Annotated in this window: 15 protein-coding genes; 3 read left to right on the top strand and 12 right to left on the bottom strand. The window is 55.2% G+C overall.

Going from position 1 to position 16415, the window contains the following annotated elements; translation table 11 throughout:
* Nucleotides 1-57 precede the first annotated feature (57 nt).
* The 7 genes from CA264_RS09340 to CA264_RS09310 form a co-directional block, all read right to left on the bottom strand.
* Nucleotides 58-603, bottom strand: coding sequence for a copper resistance protein NlpE N-terminal domain-containing protein (locus tag CA264_RS09340; RefSeq protein ID WP_025606589.1), 546 nt, complete (start codon nt 601-603; stop codon nt 58-60).
* Nucleotides 604-906: 303 nt separating this feature from the next.
* A complete protein-coding gene (locus CA264_RS09335; protein ID WP_025606587.1) occupies nt 907-1821 on the bottom strand; it encodes an EamA family transporter in 915 nt (304 codons plus the stop codon).
* Nucleotides 1822-2072: 251 nt separating this feature from the next.
* On the bottom strand, nt 2073-2879 hold the full coding sequence (locus CA264_RS09330; RefSeq protein ID WP_025606585.1) for a queuosine precursor transporter: 807 nt from the start codon (nt 2877-2879) through the stop codon (nt 2073-2075).
* Between the two features lie 360 nt (nt 2880-3239).
* The gene (locus CA264_RS09325; RefSeq protein ID WP_025606584.1) at nt 3240-4157 is read right to left on the bottom strand and encodes a ribonuclease Z; all 918 of its coding nucleotides are present in this window, start codon (nt 4155-4157) and stop codon (nt 3240-3242) included.
* A gap of 15 nt (nt 4158-4172) precedes the next feature.
* On the bottom strand, nt 4173-4550 hold the full coding sequence (locus CA264_RS09320) for an STAS domain-containing protein (protein ID WP_025606582.1): 378 nt from the start codon (nt 4548-4550) through the stop codon (nt 4173-4175).
* A 54-nt stretch (nt 4551-4604) separates the two neighbouring features.
* Nucleotides 4605-5552, bottom strand: coding sequence for a phosphoribosylaminoimidazolesuccinocarboxamide synthase (locus tag CA264_RS09315; protein WP_025606580.1), 948 nt, complete (start codon nt 5550-5552; stop codon nt 4605-4607).
* 174 nt (nt 5553-5726) lie between these two features.
* Entirely contained in the window at nt 5727-7199 is a 1473-nt protein-coding gene (locus CA264_RS09310; RefSeq protein ID WP_025606578.1) for an SDR family oxidoreductase, read from the bottom strand.
* Nucleotides 7200-7384: 185 nt separating this feature from the next.
* Between CA264_RS09310 and CA264_RS09305 the strand changes: the two genes are divergently transcribed.
* Entirely contained in the window at nt 7385-7822 is a 438-nt protein-coding gene (locus CA264_RS09305; RefSeq protein WP_025606576.1) for a nucleoside deaminase, read from the top strand.
* 15 nt (nt 7823-7837) lie between these two features.
* On the opposite strand, the gene CA264_RS09300 is transcribed toward CA264_RS09305, so the two are convergent.
* On the bottom strand, nt 7838-9313 hold the full coding sequence (locus CA264_RS09300) for a helix-turn-helix domain-containing protein (RefSeq protein WP_025606575.1): 1476 nt from the start codon (nt 9311-9313) through the stop codon (nt 7838-7840).
* A 162-nt stretch (nt 9314-9475) separates the two neighbouring features.
* Here CA264_RS09300 and aceB point away from each other — a divergent pair, with 162 nt between their 5' ends.
* Together aceB and aceA are read left to right on the top strand one after the other, a co-directional pair.
* Nucleotides 9476-11074, top strand: a complete 1599-nt coding sequence (gene aceB / locus CA264_RS09295; RefSeq protein ID WP_025606573.1) for a malate synthase A — start codon at nt 9476-9478, stop codon at nt 11072-11074.
* A 101-nt stretch (nt 11075-11175) separates the two neighbouring features.
* Nucleotides 11176-12456, top strand: coding sequence for an isocitrate lyase (gene aceA / locus CA264_RS09290; RefSeq protein WP_025606571.1), 1281 nt, complete (start codon nt 11176-11178; stop codon nt 12454-12456).
* 85 nt (nt 12457-12541) lie between these two features.
* Here aceA and CA264_RS09285 read toward each other — a convergent pair whose 3' ends face one another.
* The 4 genes from CA264_RS09285 to CA264_RS09270 all read right to left on the bottom strand — a co-directional run bounded on the left by CA264_RS09285 (nt 12542) and on the right by CA264_RS09270 (nt 16303).
* Nucleotides 12542-13591: a CNNM domain-containing protein gene (locus CA264_RS09285; RefSeq protein ID WP_025606570.1), complete on the bottom strand. Its 1050-nt coding sequence runs from the start codon at nt 13589-13591 to the stop codon at nt 12542-12544.
* Nucleotides 13592-13629: 38 nt separating this feature from the next.
* Nucleotides 13630-13890, bottom strand: a complete 261-nt coding sequence (locus CA264_RS22080; RefSeq protein WP_157593668.1) for a hypothetical protein — start codon at nt 13888-13890, stop codon at nt 13630-13632.
* 127 nt (nt 13891-14017) lie between these two features.
* Nucleotides 14018-15445: an aldehyde dehydrogenase gene (locus CA264_RS09275; RefSeq protein WP_025606568.1), complete on the bottom strand. Its 1428-nt coding sequence runs from the start codon at nt 15443-15445 to the stop codon at nt 14018-14020.
* 3 nt (nt 15446-15448) lie between these two features.
* Nucleotides 15449-16303, bottom strand: a complete 855-nt coding sequence (locus CA264_RS09270) for an SDR family oxidoreductase (RefSeq protein ID WP_025606567.1) — start codon at nt 16301-16303, stop codon at nt 15449-15451.
* Between the last annotated feature and the right edge of the window lie 112 nt (nt 16304-16415).

Here is a 16415-nt window from a genome sequence, read left to right as displayed (position 1 = left end):
TACGTGAAAATGCTGGAAACATGCCTAGCCCAGCTGCGACATTTCGGAACAGGCGGCCTATAGTTTGCGGAGCGAGTAGTTCCGGGAATCCTTAAACTCATCCTGCTGGCGGTTGAGTAGTTTGATCTCGCGCTCGCTTACCTGCAGAAAGTAGACCGGCTCTACGTCGCCGGCTGTCGGTATCAGCTGCAGTACCACCGCTTCCGGGTTCTGTATGTTGCCTTTTGCCAAAAACCACTTGCCGCTGCTGCTAACCACACCTTTGCTCTCTGGTTTGCCCACGTACATCTGTTTCATCGTAAAGGAGCGGTTGGCGTCTTTCGGGGCACCTGTGAGTGTCAGCTCCACCCGTATGCCCTGGCAGTCGGCGCAGGCTAACGTGCCTCTGAAGGTGCCGTTGGGTGCCGCCATGGCAGGAGCGGAGGCGGCCTCTGCTGTTGTTCCGGCAGCCTTCGCCTTGGCGGAAGCTTTTTTGGCCGTGGCCTTGCTGCCTCCGCTTTTGCCTTTCAGCCACTCGCTATAGCTTTTACCGGTTTGTGCCTGTGCCTGCTGCGAGCCAAAGGTTACTGAGAATAGGATTATAAATGCGATGAGCGTTTTCATGTTGTATCGGTTCTGGGGCCGTGGTTATAAAAATTCAGCGGTGCAGGATACGGCGTTCGCCATACTGCACTGCTTATAGTAAACCGTGGCAAAACGCTCTTTATTGTGTACGGAGGCGTGTATTACAGGCCAGGCACTACGTGGAAGGGGAGGTGCAGGTGCTACGGGGGTGGGGGAATAAAGTTGTATTTTAGAAGCAGGCCGGCACCTTTTGACGTAAGGTAGCCTGTAAACAGAAATGGCCAGGCAGCTGCAGCAAGCAACTCCTAACCATCCTATCAATCAACCAAAAACAATTATACTTTAAGCTGCCACTGCGGCAGCGCGTTTCTTCTTCTTTTGCCCAAGGGAACTGATGTTAGACAAGGCAATGGCCGTTAAAATAAGTGCCACACCGATCCACTGCATCGCCCACACTTCCTCGTGCAGTATGAGGCTGGACATAAGCACGGCTACCGGAAGCTCTGCGGCGCTAAGTATAGCGCTTAGCCCAAGGCCCGTTTTCGGAATCCCGTACGCGTAGAACAGCGGCGGAATGACCGTGCCGAACAGCGCCAGCACCAATCCCCATTTAAACAGGCCGTTGAACAGGGCGCCACTCACCAAAAACTGAGGCGGAAATATACTGAAGACCAGTACGCAGGCACCCGTCAGGATCAGGGCGCTTTTAGTGGTCGGGTGCAGGTTGTTTCCCGCGGATCCGTTGATCATCAGGAAGAACGTGTAGGAGACCGCAGCCAGTAAGCCAAAGGCAATGCCCGTCAAGTCAAAGTCTGGCACTGTGCCCGCAAAAAGCCGACCGGCCAGCGCAGTGCCCAGTAGTACCAGTACTACCATAAGCACCTGGGTTAGGCTCGGTAGTTTGCGTTTTATGATAGCGTCCAGCAGCAGGCTCATCCAGGTAAACTGCATCAGCAGCAGGATGGCAATGGATGCCGGAACAGTTTGAACACACTTGTAGTAGAAAATACTGACAAGGCCGGTACTGGTGCCCATGGCAACCAGCTTGAGCTTCTCCTTGAACGACGTGCTGTTGCTTTTGCCGCCAAGCAGCTTTCGCAACAGCACGAGTGTCCAAAGAATAATCAACCCAAAAAAAACCTGAGTGCCCGTTACTTCACCCAAGTTAAAACCTTCCTTGTAAGCAAGCTTTACAAAAGTAGAAAGCACACCAAAACTACACGCGCCAAGAAATACCAAGGCGATTCCTCTGAACATAAATGTCCCTCCAGTCTAAAAATCAACCAACAAAAAATAGAATAGGAGGGGCCGAAGCAGCCCCAAAAGAGATTGGGGAGCTGTTACAGGTCGTGTAGCTCGTAGCCTGTGATGAAAATCTGTGTATGTGCTAAATGTGCAGGCATTTTCTATTTTGCAAGGCTACAAAGGTAAGGGCAGCACAAGTATAAATCCAAATTAAATTTATACTTGTGGCCTAAGCTTTTGATTACAAGCGCGAAAATTTTGCTTTAGTCCCCGCTTTCCACGGCGGCCTCCTCCATTAGCTCCTCCGCCTGCCGCTTGCCCAGGTAGCCGTCAATCAGGTAATGTGCCACGTAGAGCAGTGGCGTTAGCAGCACGGCAACGCAGAATTTGTAGATGTAGTTGATGGCCGCCACCGACAGCACCTGCTCCATAGACCAGTTGCCAAAGGCGTAGAAGGCTATGAAAAGAACCACAAGCGAGTCGATGAGTTGGGAGACCAGCGTGGAGCCGGTGGCGCGCAGCCATATCTTTTTGCTGCCGGTAATGTGGCGCAGCCAGTGGAAAACAGTGGCATCCAGGAACTGCGAGAGCAGGAAGGCGGCCATCGAACCGACGATTATGCCCAGGCCCTGGCGGTACACACTGTTGTAGGCGTAGTTGATGTCGAAGGGGTTGCCCTGCGGATCGGTGCTGTTTACATCCAGCCAAAACTGGGCAGGCGGCAAACCGGTTACGGCGCTGATGACCAGGAAGGCGTACAGGATGAGCAGCACGGTGAGGATACTCACTTTTTTCACCCCTTCCTTGCCGAAGTACTCATTGATAATGTCCGTGGTGATAAAGACGACAGGCCAGATCACTACGCCGGCTGTCAGGTTAAAGTCCAGTTTAGCGCCTCCCAGTGTCGGGATCTGCGCCCCCGGCAGCCCAAGCAGTGCCTCGCCCGAAAATATCTTAACCCCGATCAGTTCTGCCAGGAGGGCATTGGAGATAAAGATACCGCTGAGAACCAGGAAGAGCTGTGTGCGCTTTTTCTCGTGCGCGTGCTGTGATGGGCTTGTGTGAACCATGATGCTGCTTAGCTTTAAACGTAACTGCGCCTTGTGCAGGACCTGTAAAGAAACAACATCAGCAGCTAGTATAAAAGCAAAACGTGTCGCTTTAAAGGGATGGTGTGCGCCTGTGGCCTGTAAGACGCGCACAGGGAGGGTTGTTTTTGGGGCCGGAAAAGGCTGCAGGTCAATGTTTTTTGCTGTTTTACCGCTATATACCCTAGAGTTGGGTTCCTGTTGCCTTTGCCAGAGTGTGCTGGCGAAGGCGCTGAGCTCCGTAGCGGGTGTAGAGAAAGGTAAGAGTTTTCCTACAGCTGTTCGGCCCGGAGTTGCTGAGGTTAAACGGCGCGCGCTGGCCTACAACCGGAGCGAAGAAGTTTACTCCTGCACGCAAAAGATACTGCCTTCGGTGGCTAAGTCCGTTTTGGCAAAATGCTCCCTGGCCTCCTCCAGCAGGGGCGTCAGGTCTTTGTACCGGACGGAGAAGTGGCCGATGAGCAGGTGCCGCACCTCTGCGGCAAGGGCAAGGGCTGCAGCCTGCCGGGCAGTACTGTGGAAGGTATAGTCGGCGCGCTCACGGAGCTCGTCTGTAAAGGTGGCCTCGTGGTAAAGCAGGTCGATGTTGTGCAGGTAAGGGAGTAATTCCGGTTTGTAGCGGCTATCGGAGCAGTACGCATAGCTGCGGCTGCGCTTCGGCTCCATCGTTACATCGCGGTTGTACACAAGCACGTTGCCTGCCTCGTCCAGGATGTCCGCACCCCATTTCAGGCGCACGAGCTGTGGCGGGCGCAGAAAGTCAGGGAGTTTTTCCTTGATGAGCGGGCGCGGCTTCTGCTTCTCCCGGAACACAAACCCGGCACAGGGCACCCGGTGCTCCATCGGCAGGGTGTGTACGGTAATGCTTTTATCCTCGAATATCTTCTTATGGCAGGATGTGTCCAGCTCATGAAAGACGAGGTTGAAGTTAAGGTTGGTGCCGGAGTACTTGAACTGCAGGCTTAGGATTTCCTGGAGGCCGGGAGGGCCAAAGAGGTGCAGCGGCGTTTGGCGGCCCTGCAGGTGCATGGTGGAGAGCAACCCCGGCAGCCCAAAGTAATGGTCGCCGTGCAGGTGGCTGATGTAGATATTGCAAATGCGCTGATGCTTTATCTTGTAAAGCATCAGCTGCATTTGCGTACCTTCACCGCAGTCAATCAGGTGATACTGATTGCCAATTGTTAATATTTGGGCGGTATGGTGTCTGTTTGCCGAGGGTGTGGCCGACGAACTACCCAAAATCCTGAGTTCGAAATCCACAACAGGCGCGTGTACTTAGTCTTCTTTATTTGTCAGGTCCTGCTCAATCTCGTGCAGGAACACACGGTCGATGGCCTCTTCCACCGTTGGGAGGATGTTCAGCACCGACTCCAGCTTGGAGATCGTGATCAGCTTCATGACATGGTCCTGCAGGCCGGTCAGAATCAACAGGCCGCTGGATGAGTTGCAAAGGCGGTTGGCAATCAGTATAGAGCTTAAGCCGGAGGAGTCAGTGTATTTGACGTCGCTCAGGTCAAGAATCAGGTTGTTGATCCCTTCTGCATTCAATTTCACGAACTCAGACTTCAGGTCTGGGGCGATTGAAGTATCCAACTTCTTCTCATCTATCGTGATAATCGTGTAGTTTTCTTTCTTATCTATCGTGTACTTCATAGTCTACCAGTAAAGGATTTAAATGCGAATGTACCAAAATCTAGTTTAACAAACTTAACTTTTCGCAGTAAAAATATTGTCACTTGTGTGTTGCTCAATGCGTTGCAACACGTTTTTATAGTCCTCTTGTTCAAATTTATGGCCCGTAAACACCTCGTATAGCTCTATATAGCGCTCCGAAATGCCATTGACAACTTCGTCCGTCATTTCCGGCACCTGCTGCCCCTCTTTCCCCTGAAAGCCGTGCTCGATAAGCCATTTGCGCACGAACTCCTTCGATAGCTGGCGCTGCGGCTCCCCGCTTTGCTGGCGCTCGGCATAACCCTCGCTATAAAAGTAACGGGAAGAGTCCGGTGTGTGGATTTCATCGATAAGAAAAATCTGGCCGTTATACTTGCCAAACTCATACTTGGTGTCCACGAGTATCAGGCCTCGCTCTTTTGCAAGGTCGGTGCCACGGGCAAAGAGTGCGCGGGTATAACGCTCCAAATTAAGATAATCTTGTTCAGATACAAGTCCTTTCGCCAAAATTTCTTCTCGGGAGATGTCTTCGTCGTGCCCTTCGTCGGCTTTGGTGGTGGGGGTGATGATCGGCTCCGGCAGCTTATCGTTCTCGCGTAGCCCCTCCGGCAGCGCTACGCCGCAGAGGGTGCGTTTGCCGGCACTGTACTCGCGCCAGGCATGGCCGGCAAGGTAGCCGCGTATCACCATCTCCACTTTAAAGGGCTCGCAGCGGTACCCGATCGTTACGTTGGGGTCCGGCGTGCTGAGTACCCAGTTGGGCACAATGTCAGAGGTGGCGCTCAGGTTGAGGCTGGCCATCTGGTTCAGTACCTGTCCTTTGTAAGGAATGGCGCGCGGCAGTACGACGTCAAAGGCGGAAATACGGTCTGTGGCGACCACAGCAATTCTGTCTTCGAAATAGTAAACGTCGCGAACTTTGCCCTTGTAAAAGCCGGTTTGCCCGGCAAAGGTGAAGTTAGTTTCTTTAATGGCCTCCATTAAGTCAGTGTCGTTATAGGCAAGCAAAGTTAACTATATTTTAGAGGGCAAGAAAAAAATCTAAAACTTGTTAGAACACCTGTCATGGGTGGATTTATATAGCTTGCAAAAGATATTGAAGTATACTTAGGGATATGTTTAAAGTTTTATACTATAGAACCTATAGTTTGCATATTACCCTGAATGTTGCCTTTGTGTTTCCTCTTCCGCTCCGTACCGGATAATGTTGCGGACCATGCCGCCGAAGATGATGAAGTGGAACGGCAGAACCGCGTACCAGTACAGGCGGCCGAGCAAGCCGTTGGGGCGGTAAACAGCCAGCTGCTCCAGGTAGTTGCCGTCCGGCTCTTCGCTTATCTTAAACTGCAGCCATGCCTCGCCGGGCAGCTTCATCTCCGCGTAGAGCAGCAGGCGCCTGTGCTGCCTGTCCGCCACCAGTACGCGCCAGAAATCAATGGTGTCGCCTGCCTCAACGTGGTGTGGGCTACGCCTGCCGCGCCTTAGCCCCACGCCGCCCACCATTTTGTCCAGCAGCCCGCGGATGCGCCACAGGAAATCCGTTTTATACCACCCGCGCTCCCCGCCGATGCTCCAGATGTTGGCCAGCACCTCCCCGGGAGGGCGGTCAAACTTTACGCGCTGTCTGTCTGTCAGCACTCCGTACGCCGGCACCTGCACAAAGTCCATGTAGTTGAGGGGCATGGTGCCGCTCACCAGTGAGTCGGTCCAGCTGGAGACAACAGAGTTCTGCTCAATCTTGGAGAAGGCCAGGCTAACCGCCTCGGTATAGGGTGTGCAGCGGTGCGGGATAACCTTGTCTATACTGTGGTCGCGCACCACGGCATCGTTGCGAAGGCTGTCCACGAGGCTTTGCGACAGGGAGTAGTTTGTGCTGGTCACAAAGTATAGCCAATAGGAGGAGAGGCGCGGGGTGAGCACCGGCAGCGTTACAATGTAGCGTTTCAGGTGGCGAACCTCGGCCAGTTTCAGCAGCATTTGCCGGTAGGTAAGCACGTCGGGGCCGCCGATCTCAAAGCGCCTGCCATAACAGGCTTCACGGCCCAGTACCTCCGTCAGGTAAAAGAGAACGTCGCGGATGGCAATGGGCTGGCACCGGGAGTTGAGCCACTTTGGCGTTACCATAACAGGCAGCTTCTCCACCAGGTCGCGGATGATTTCGAAGGAGGCGCTGCCGGAGCCGATAATAATCGCGGCGCGCAACACCGTCAGGCTAGCCCTGGCTGTGGCCAGCACGTCCTCCACGCGGCGGCGCGAGGCCAGGTGCTTCGACAGCTGCCTGTCGTTGGAGATGCCGCTGAGGTAGATGACCTGCTTCGCGGCAGTGGTGTCCAGGTACGCGGCGAAGCGCTGCGCCGCTTCCTGCTCAGCCTCAGAAAAATCATCCCGGCCGGAGCCCATGGAGTGCACCAGGTAAAAAGCCGCCTCTATAGCTGTAGGTAACTCGTTTAAACCGCCCGGTTGCAGTAAATCCCCCTTTACGATGTGTAGCTTCTCCTTCAGCGTGTCGGGCAGGTGAAAGCGGCGGGGGTCGCGCACCACGCACACTACCTCGTGCCCCAGCTCTACCAGCAAAGGCAAAAGGCGTTTTCCGATGTATCCGTTCGCGCCGGTCAGAAGTATCTTCATAAGGTGTGGTACTCTAAAAGAGCCTGCAAATGTACGGTATACTTTTAAAACAGGCGGGCAGCGGATTAGTTACCAGAAAGAAAGGGAAGCGGATTAAGTGGGGCAGATTAAGCGACGGCTCCGTAGGTTCTGCGAACGCGTCGTATCGATCTGTAGTATACACCTGAAACTAAAGCGAGACAACGATGGACCAGTATTTACAGGCGGCGCTGGAAGAAGCGAGAAAAGGCTACGAGGCGGGCGGTATTCCCATTGGCTCGGTGCTGGTGCACCAGGGCAGGATTATCGGCCGCGGCCACAACAAAAGGGTGCAGGAGGGCAGTGTGGTGCTGCACGGCGAAATGGACGCACTCGAAAACGCAGGTCGCCAGCCGGCCTCCGTCTACCGGGACTGTGTGCTGTACACCACGCTTTCCCCGTGCCCCATGTGCTCCGGCACGATTCTGCTCTACGGCATCCCGAAAGTAGTGATCGGGGAGAACCGCACCTTCATGGGCGAGGAGGAACTGCTTCGCTCCCGGGGCGTGACCGTGGAGGTGGCCGATAACGAGGAGTGCTTCCAGCTAATGCAGAAGTTTATTCGTGAAAAGCCGGATCTGTGGAACGAGGATATCGGCGTGTAACGGCGGAGAGCTGGCCTAGGCTTGGGCCAGCTTCCCCAGCACCTCATTCACCTGCTCCTGCCACAGTTGCTTTTCAAGTATAACCGGTGGCGCAGCGCGCTCGAGGCAGTCTACAGCCGGGCAGCGCTCGCAGGTTTCGTTCACCTTCCGGATGATAATGTCCGCATCCTCTAAAAAGCGAAGCTTGCTGCGCAGGTTCTCGTTTACCAGCAAACCGATGCTTACCGTATTGTAGCGGCTCTCGGCAGGCTGTGCGAGTGCCAGCACCAGGTACTCGTTGTCGGAGTTGATGTAGGAGGAGCGCTGGACTCCCGCCAGCAGGCTTTCCCTTTGCTCCGGCCTCTCCAGTTCCTCAAACAGGGTCAAGGAGATCCAGCGGCGGCAGTAGTGCTCGTTCAGGAAGGAGGCGTGCGGGTTGTGCAGCCCCGACAGGTGCAGCTCCTTTGTAAGTATAAAGCTGTCGCGGGCGGGCTCGTGGTGGAAGCGCAGGAAAAACAGCTGCTTGATGTTGAAGAACTTGGGCAGCAGGGAGGTCAGGCGGTGCAGCAGCGTTTCGGGCGAGGTGTTATACTTCTCCATGAGCTGCAGCAGCTGCTGCGGCTGCCAGGTGGGCAGCGCGAAGAAAGCCTGCATGTCCTGCACCAGCCGGTCCTGGCTCAGCAGCAGGGCGCCCGCAAAATAAGAGGCCTTAAAGTTGTTGAGCACCTCCTCAAAGGAGCGCACCTTTACCCAGGTGGAGGTGTAGGGGCGTTCCTGCAGCTGTAGGTGCTGAAAGCCCAGTTCCCGGGCCACGGCAAAGGTCTTCTGGTGGTCCGTCAGGCTGGGGTTCAGGAGGAGCCTTGGCGGCTGGCCGGGCACCAGCACGGAGCGCAGCGGGGCCAGCTCCCGGTGCGCCTCAAAGCCGTCGGTGCTGGTACTGATGCCAAACTGCTGCTGTAGCACGTTCGCCAGTTCCGCATAGGTCGGGGTGCTCTCCGCATCCAGCCCGTACTGCTCCATAAAGCGCTCCGCCTCCAGTTCGATGTCATCAAAGTAATTATCGTGCAGCTCCTGGTACGAGCGCAGCGCCGAGAAGTAGAACTGCTCCACGCGCAGGTCAAAGGCGCGGGAGATCTCCAGCAGCGTGTTTACGAAGGCGCTCAATTTAGCCGGTGCGGTGGCAAACAGGTCCAGCACCCGGCTCATATCCAACCCAAAATGCTCCAGCGGCAACTCCGAGAGGATGTTGGACTGCAGCAGTTCCCCCACTGGCTGCAGGCGTTTGCTCAGCTGCAGCGACACCAGGTAATCATAGGTCACCCCCAACGTGTCGGCAATCACAGCGACCTTGCTGGGCTTGGGGTGCTTCTTTCCCTTCTCAATCTCATTTAAATAGGAAACGGAGATGCCGGTACTGGCCGCCAGGTCGGTGAGCGAGATGCCTTTGTCGGTGCGTAACTGCTTTACTTTCAGTCCGAAGATCATCCGGATTACATCTTCCTGCAATTTCATGGGCGGGTAAAATCTTTGTGTATGCCTCAATTACGCGCTTTTTGAGTCAATCTCATAAAAAACGTAAAAATTTTATTAGCGAATTTTCGCCAAAGTAAATTAATTCGCGTATAATTGGAATAACACAGCAAAATACTCCTATAACATTAACCATAAAACGCTATGATCATCGAAAGCACAGTTGACGTGAAAGGCACCATGCCAACCGGATTTGAAGAGATACTCACACCAGAGGCACTTGAATTTCTGGAGATGCTCCACAAGAAGTTTGACGCCCGCCGAAAAGAGCTGCTGGCGCTTCGTGTTAAAAAGCAGGAAGCCATCGACGCCGGCAAGCAACTAGACTTTTTACCTGAGACGAAGGAAATCCGCGAGGGAGACTGGAAGGTAGGCAATGTTCCGGAAGACCTGCAGCTGCGCCGTGTGGAGATCACCGGGCCTGTGGATCGCAAAATGGTGATCAACGCGCTCAACTCCGGTGCCAACGTGTTCATGGCTGATTTCGAGGATGCCAGCTCCCCCACCTGGGAGAACCTGGTGCAGGGGCAGCTGAACCTGCGCGACGCCATCCACCGCGACATAGACTTTACAGTGCAGAACGGCAAGACGTACCGCCTGAAGGAAAACGTAGCCGTGCTGAAGGTGCGCCCGCGCGGCTGGCACCTGCCGGAAAAGCACCTGACTGTCGGCGGCGACATGATAGCTGGCTCCCTTTTTGACTTTGGGCTGTACTTCTTCCATAACGCCAAAGAGCTGCTGCAGCGTGGCACCGGCCCTTATTTTTACCTGCCTAAGCTGGAGAGCCACCTGGAGGCCCGTTTGTGGAACGATGTTTTTGTGGCCGCGCAGGAGGCGCTGGGGCTGCCGGTCGGCACCATCAAAGCCACTGTCCTGATCGAGACCATCACGGCGGCTTTCGAAATGGATGAAATCCTGTACGAGCTGCGCGATCATATCGTGGGGCTTAACGCCGGCCGCTGGGACTACATATTCAGCGCAATCAAAAGGTTCAGAAACCGGGAGGAGGTACTGTTCCCGGACCGGACGGATGTAACCATGCAGGTGCCGTTTATGCAGGCCTATACCACGCTGCTGGTGCAGACCTGCCACAAGCGCGGGGCGCATGCCATGGGTGGCATGGCCGCCTTTATCCCGAGCCGCAACAACCCGGCCGTTAACGAGAACGCTTTCAAAAAGGTGAAAGCCGACAAGGCCTTTGAGGCTGAGAAAGGTTTCGACGGTACCTGGGTGGCACACCCGGACCTGGTGGCCGTCGCCCGTGAGGAGTTCGACAAAGTGCTGGGGGAGCGGCCGCATCAGAAGGAAGTACGGCGCGAGAATGCGGAAGTAACGGCCGCGGACCTGACCAACTTCTCCATACCCGGAGGCAAGATCACGGAAACTGGGCTTCGCCTGAACATCAACGTGGGCATTATGTACATCGGCAGCTGGCTCTGCGGGGTTGGCGCTGCCGCGATTCATAACCTGATGGAGGACGCTGCGACTGCCGAGATCTCGCGGGCGCAAGTATGGCAGTGGCTGCACCACCCGCACACCAAAACCGATGATGGGGTGGAAGTGACCGAGGAGCGCGTGCTGCACCTGATTAAAGAGGAAACGGAGAACATTAAAGAAGAGGTGGGCCTGGCGATGTTTAAGAATTACCACTATGAAAAAGCCGCCCATCTGTTCTCAGAGCTGGTGCTCACCACCTGCTTCGTGGACTTCCTGACGCTGCCCGCCTACAAATACCTAGACTAGCCAAAGAGGTGAAGGGGGCGTGGTAAAAAATCGCGCTACCCCTTTATCAGCATCATTGAAAATAAAATCAAAAACAACTCCCTTAAAACATAACTATCGCCATGACTAAGAACGAAAGAAGCCAGAAAATTGAAAGAGATTGGATCGAGAACCCACGCTGGACAGGTATCCGCAGACCTTATAGCGCCGAAGAGGTGGTAAAACTGCAGGGCTCGGTGCAAATAGAATATACCCTGGCCCGCAACGGGGCCGAAAAGCTGTGGCGCTTGCTGCACTCCGAGAAATACGTGGCGGGCTTAGGTGCCTTAACTGGCAACCAGGCGGTGCAGGAGGTGGAGGCTGGCCTGAACGCCATCTACCTGAGCGGCTGGCAGGTAGCCGCCGACGCTAACCTGGCCGGCCAGATGTACCCGGACCAGAGCCTGTACCCGGCAGACTCTGTGCCGAACGTTGTGAAGAAAATTAACAACTCCCTGCTGCGTGCCGACCAGATACAGAGCGTGAACGGCGAAGGCGAGAAAGACTACATGGTGCCGATCGTAGCGGATGCCGAGGCAGGCTTTGGCGGTAACCTGAATGCGTTTGAACTGATGAAAATGATGATTGAGTCCGGTGCCGCCGGCGTACACTTCGAAGACCAGCTGTCGTCGGCCAAGAAGTGCGGCCACCTGGGCGGCAAAGTGCTGGTGCCCACGCAGGAGGCGATCAACAAACTGGTAGCCGCCCGCCTGGCCACGGATGTGATGGGAGTGCCGACCATTGTGGTGGCCCGCACCGATGCCGATGCCGCCAACCTCATCACCAGCGACATCGACCCGCGCGACCACGAGTTTATACTTGACAAGCCGCGCACGAGCGAAGGCTTCTTCCATGTGCGCTGCGGCATTGAGCAGGGCATTGCCCGCGGCCTGGCCTACGCGCCTTATGCCGATTTGATCTGGATGGAAACGTCGCACCCGGACCTGGACCAGGCTCGCCAGTTCGCAGAGGCGATACACAAGCAGTTTCCGGGTAAGTTGCTGGCCTATAACTGCTCTCCGTCCTTTAACTGGGCCTCTAAGCTAAGCGTGGAGGAGATGGAGACTTTCCGCGAGGAGCTGGCCGCGATGGGGTACAAGTTCCAGTTTATTACGCTGGCAGGCTTCCACGCCCTCAACACCAGCATGTTTGAGCTGGCAAAGGCCTACAAGGAGCGCGGCATGGCAGGTTACTCAGAGCTGCAGCAGCGTGAGTTTGGCCTGGCCAAGGATGGGTTTAAAGCTGTGAAGCATCAGTCGTTTGTGGGCACCGGCTATTTCGATGCCGTACAGAACACCGTCACTTCCGGCACCACTTCCACAGCCGCCCTCATAGGCTCTACCGAGGAGGAGCAGTTTCAGTAAGAGGTAGTAGCAAAGGTAAAGCGCCTGCTGTAGCATAAGCTTTGGCAGGCGCTTTTTTTTATGTACAGACACTGTGGCGGCAGTTTTACTCCGGCGAATAGCCCAGGCGGCGCGCGCGCTTCTCCCAGTTCTGCCGGGCCCAGGTTTGCAGGTCGGCCACCTGGTCCAGCTCATCTATGATTTCCATGCCAAGCAGGGTCTCAATCATGTCTTCCATGCTGATCAAACCGGCTGTCCCGCCATACTCATCCACCACAAGGGCGATCTGTTCCTGCTGCTCGAGCAGCTTGTTGAACAGCGTTGGGATGGGCATGTGCTCCGGCACCACCTGTACTTTGCGCCTGATTGATTTCAGGGGCTGGTTCCCCTGCCCGTCTATGATTTTGTACAGCACTTCCTCTTTCAGGATATAGCCTTTCACATCGTCCAGGTTTTCGGAGTAGATCGGTATCCGGGAGAAACGCAGGTCCGGGAAGTCACGGAAGAAGTCTGCCATGGTCATGTCTTCCTGCGCGCTCACGATTACGGTGCGCGGCGTCATGATGTGGCGCACCAGGATGTTGTTGAACCGCAGGATATTCTGAATGATCTGGGACTCCCCCTTTTTGAAAATACCCTCTTTGATGCCCAGCTCTGCCATGGCCGTAAAGTCGGCACGGCTAAGCACACTGCGGCCTTTTTCTGTTTTCAGGCGCTTGGTGATGAACTGTGACAGTACGATAATCGGGTAGAGGGGAGAGTAGATCAGGATTTTGAGCGTGCGCACCGTAAAGGGCGTCAGCTGCTTCCAGTAATTGGCTCCCAGCGTTTTGGGGATAATCTCCGTGAAAATAAGAATGATGATCGTCAGGACCACCGACACAGCCGTGAGGTACTCGTCTCCCCACAGAAGCTGCGCTTCTGCACCCACACCGGCTGCCCCAATGGTGTGGGCAAAGGTATTGAGCGTAAGTATGGCTGCCAGCGGCCGGTCTATGTTGTCCTTAAAATGCTGGAGGTCCTTGCCCAGCGAAGGATTTTCTGAATTAACAATGGAAACGTGGGAGGGTGTGATACTTAACAGCGAAGCCTCGAGTAACGAACAGAGGAATGAAAAGAATAATGCAACCGCAAGGTATAAAAGCAATAAACCCATTTATGTTTTAGTGTTTTGAAAGCGAATGTAGTGAATAATTAAATATGTGACAGCACCCAGGGCACTACTGCTTGCAGCAGTGGCTTCGGTGGTGGCGGCTGTACTCCCAGGCTTGCCTCCACCGAGCTGTTCATTTCCGGCGGTACCGGGGTAACCGCTCCCCGCCGCAAGCTATACTTTACCAAAGGCTCCTGGGGCTGAGGGGTTAACCTCAGCGGTCTGTTTCCCTGCTCCGAAAGCAGTAAACTCGGCCCTTTTTGCTCCGGCGGAACCTGCTGTTTAGCTTCCTGTCTTGCCATCTTTTCCATCGTTTTAACGTGCGTCGTGTTGCCGGCCGGTTTACGCAAGCCCTGCCACACCTGAAACGAAGGCAGGCAGCGGCGGGTTAAGAACGGCGGCTGTGCCTGCATGCGCCACCACCCGGCGCTAGAGCCAGTTAAACAGCTTGCGCAGCATGGGCAGGCGGTTTTGGTAAGGCGGGTAGCGGAGCGGAAGGTCCAGCCAGGTGCCACGGTGCAGCACGCTTTTCTGGTGCGAAAACACATCGAAGCTGTTTTGCCCGTGGTAACTGCCCATGCCGCTGCCGCCTACACCTCCGAACGGCAGGTTCGGGTTTATAAGGTGTGAGATGGTGTCGTTGATGCAGCCGCCCCCAAAGTGGGTGTACTTTAGCAGGTGCTGCTGCTGCTCTTTATTGGAGGAGAAGAAGTACAGCGCGAGCGGCTTCTCGTGTGCATTCACAACCCGGATGGCCTCCTGCATGTTTTCCACGGTAATAACCGGTAGTATGGGGCCGAAAATCTCCTCCTGCATCACTGGGTGTTGCCAGGTAACCTGGTCCAGCACAGTCGGGGCGATGTAACGGCTTGGCGCATCGGTCTGGCCGCCAGAACGCACCAGCCCATCCTTCAGAAAGCCGCTTAGCCGGTGAAAATGCCTGTCATTTACAATGCGGGCATAATCGTGGCTTTGCATGGGGTCACTGCCGTAAAACTCCCCGATGCACTGGTTAATGCGTTGGATCAGCTCCTCTTTTACCTGCTCCTGCACCAGCAGGTAGTCCGGGGCTACGCAGGTCTGGCCCGCGTTCAGAAACTTGCCCCACGTAATCCGGCGAGCCGCCAGCTCCAGGTCTGCATCCTCGGCCACAATGGCGGGGCTTTTGCCCCCCAGCTCAAGCGTGAGCGGCGTCAGGTGTTCGGCGGCGGCCTGCATTACGATCTTTCCTACCTGCGTGCTTCCTGTAAAGAAAATGTAGTCGAAGCGCTGGCTGAGTAAGTGTTGGGTGCTGGGTACGCCTCCCTCCACCACGGCCAGGTACTCCTCCTCAAAGTTGTTGCGGATCATTTTGGCAACTACCGCAGACGTGGTCGGGGTAAGCTCAGAGGGTTTTACAACGGCGCAGTTGCCTGCTGCCATGGACCCGATGAGCGGGTTAAGGAGCAGTTGGAAGGGATAGTTCCAGGGGCCTATAATAAGTGAGACGCCATAAGGCTCTGTATGAATGTAACTGCGCGACGGGAAATTGATAAACGATTCCTTTACCCGCCGGGGCCTGGCCCATTTGTGCAGGTGCTGCAGTGTCTGTTTCAGTTCCAGCTCCACAAAGCCCACCTCCGTGGCGTAAGACTCCAGCTCTGGCTTGTGAAAGTCAGCAAACATGGCGTCAAACAGCTCCTGCTCGTGCTGCCGGATAACCTGCTGCAACTGCCGGAGCCGCTCTTTGCGGAAGCTTATGTCCAAGGTTTTCCCCGAGGAGAAGAAGGTGCGCTGTTTCTGTACCAGATCCCGGATGTGCCGTTCATCGGTTTCGGCGGGAGGGGAGGCTGTTTGAGCGGAGTGAGGGGTTGGCATAGCTTATGGTTTTGAAGCTTCTTTTTCGCGGGGAACCGCTTCGGCTGCCGGGCGCCCAGCAAAGTGATCCATGGAAGAATATACGTGAAATCCGCGGCCTACGATCTTGTCGAAGAGCTTTGTTGGTAGAACTCCGCGCAGGAAGGGTAGCAGGTTCACAATAGCCGGTTTGCGCAGTATGATTTTGTTCTGCTCCACCGCCTCCAGTATCGCACGGGTAATGCGCTCCGGTTTAAGGATGGGCGCGAGCAGCGGGGCCTTTACGCCGGCAAACATGCCGGTGTCTATGTAGCTTGGCGTAACGGTGGTTACATGCAGGTCTTGCTTCAGGGCTTCAAGCTCCAGGCGAAGGCTCTCTGACCATCCCAGCACGGCCCACTTACTGGCTGCGTACACGCTCATGCGCGGGTTAGGGATTAAACCGGCGGCGGAGGCAATGGTGACCACATGGCCGCTGCCGCGGGCAACCATGCGTGGCAGGAAAGCCCGCGTCACCGCCATTACCCCCAGCACGTTAATATCCAGGGTGCGTTTGATGTCGAAGTACGAGTGTTCGGCAAAGGGTTTCCCCACGACAATGCCTGCATTGTTAAAAAGTATATCGGGCACCCCAACGGTGTCCATTACCTGCTGTGCAGCCTGCTCCACCTCCTCCGGCTTTGCCACATCTACTTCATACGTATGCACCTGGTGGCCCTGCGCCTGTAACTCTTGTGCAACCTGTTGCAGGTTTTGGCAGTTAATGTCCCAGATAACAAGCCGGCTGGCCCCGGACTGGAGGCAGCGCTGGCCAAGAAGCCTGCCGATGCCGGAGGCGCCACCGGTTACCAGCACGGTACTGTTTTTTATCTTCGTCATAGGCGGTGGATGCTGTTACAACAGTATAATTCGTTACTTAAACTATCAAATATGCACTGTAAATCAAAGTACGGCGCAGGATTTCTTCCCCTTGCCGGAGTTGTGTATCTTT

The organism is Pontibacter actiniarum, assembly GCF_003585765.1.
Taxonomy (GTDB): Bacteria; Bacteroidota; Bacteroidia; order Cytophagales; family Hymenobacteraceae; genus Pontibacter; species Pontibacter actiniarum.
Note: the sequence above shows the minus strand (reverse complement) of the source record. Positions and strands in the feature narration are given on the sequence as shown.

What these genes read in the sequence shown, in the direction of transcription:
- CA264_RS09340 (WP_025606589.1), bottom strand. Translation starts at nt 603, where the DNA reads ATGAAAACGCTCATCGCATTTATAATCCTATTCTCAGTAACCTTTGGC.
- CA264_RS09335 (WP_025606587.1), bottom strand. Translation starts at nt 1,821, where the DNA reads ATGTTCAGAGGAATCGCCTTGGTATTTCTTGGCGCGTGTAGTTTTGGT.
- CA264_RS09330 (WP_025606585.1), bottom strand. Translation starts at nt 2,879, where the DNA reads ATGGTTCACACAAGCCCATCACAGCACGCGCACGAGAAAAAGCGCACA.
- CA264_RS09320 (WP_025606582.1), bottom strand. Translation starts at nt 4,550, where the DNA reads ATGAAGTACACGATAGATAAGAAAGAAAACTACACGATTATCACGATA.
- CA264_RS09315 (WP_025606580.1), bottom strand. Translation starts at nt 5,552, where the DNA reads ATGGAGGCCATTAAAGAAACTAACTTCACCTTTGCCGGGCAAACCGGC.
- CA264_RS09310 (WP_025606578.1), bottom strand. Translation starts at nt 7,199, where the DNA reads ATGAAGATACTTCTGACCGGCGCGAACGGATACATCGGAAAACGCCTT.
- CA264_RS09305 (WP_025606576.1), top strand. Translation starts at nt 7,385, where the DNA reads ATGGACCAGTATTTACAGGCGGCGCTGGAAGAAGCGAGAAAAGGCTAC.
- CA264_RS09300 (WP_025606575.1), bottom strand. Translation starts at nt 9,313, where the DNA reads ATGAAATTGCAGGAAGATGTAATCCGGATGATCTTCGGACTGAAAGTA.
- aceB (WP_025606573.1), top strand. Translation starts at nt 9,476, where the DNA reads ATGATCATCGAAAGCACAGTTGACGTGAAAGGCACCATGCCAACCGGA.
- aceA (WP_025606571.1), top strand. Translation starts at nt 11,176, where the DNA reads ATGACTAAGAACGAAAGAAGCCAGAAAATTGAAAGAGATTGGATCGAG.
- CA264_RS09285 (WP_025606570.1), bottom strand. Translation starts at nt 13,591, where the DNA reads ATGGGTTTATTGCTTTTATACCTTGCGGTTGCATTATTCTTTTCATTC.
- CA264_RS22080 (WP_157593668.1), bottom strand. Translation starts at nt 13,890, where the DNA reads ATGGCAAGACAGGAAGCTAAACAGCAGGTTCCGCCGGAGCAAAAAGGG.
- CA264_RS09275 (WP_025606568.1), bottom strand. Translation starts at nt 15,445, where the DNA reads ATGCCAACCCCTCACTCCGCTCAAACAGCCTCCCCTCCCGCCGAAACC.
- CA264_RS09270 (WP_025606567.1), bottom strand. Translation starts at nt 16,303, where the DNA reads ATGACGAAGATAAAAAACAGTACCGTGCTGGTAACCGGTGGCGCCTCC.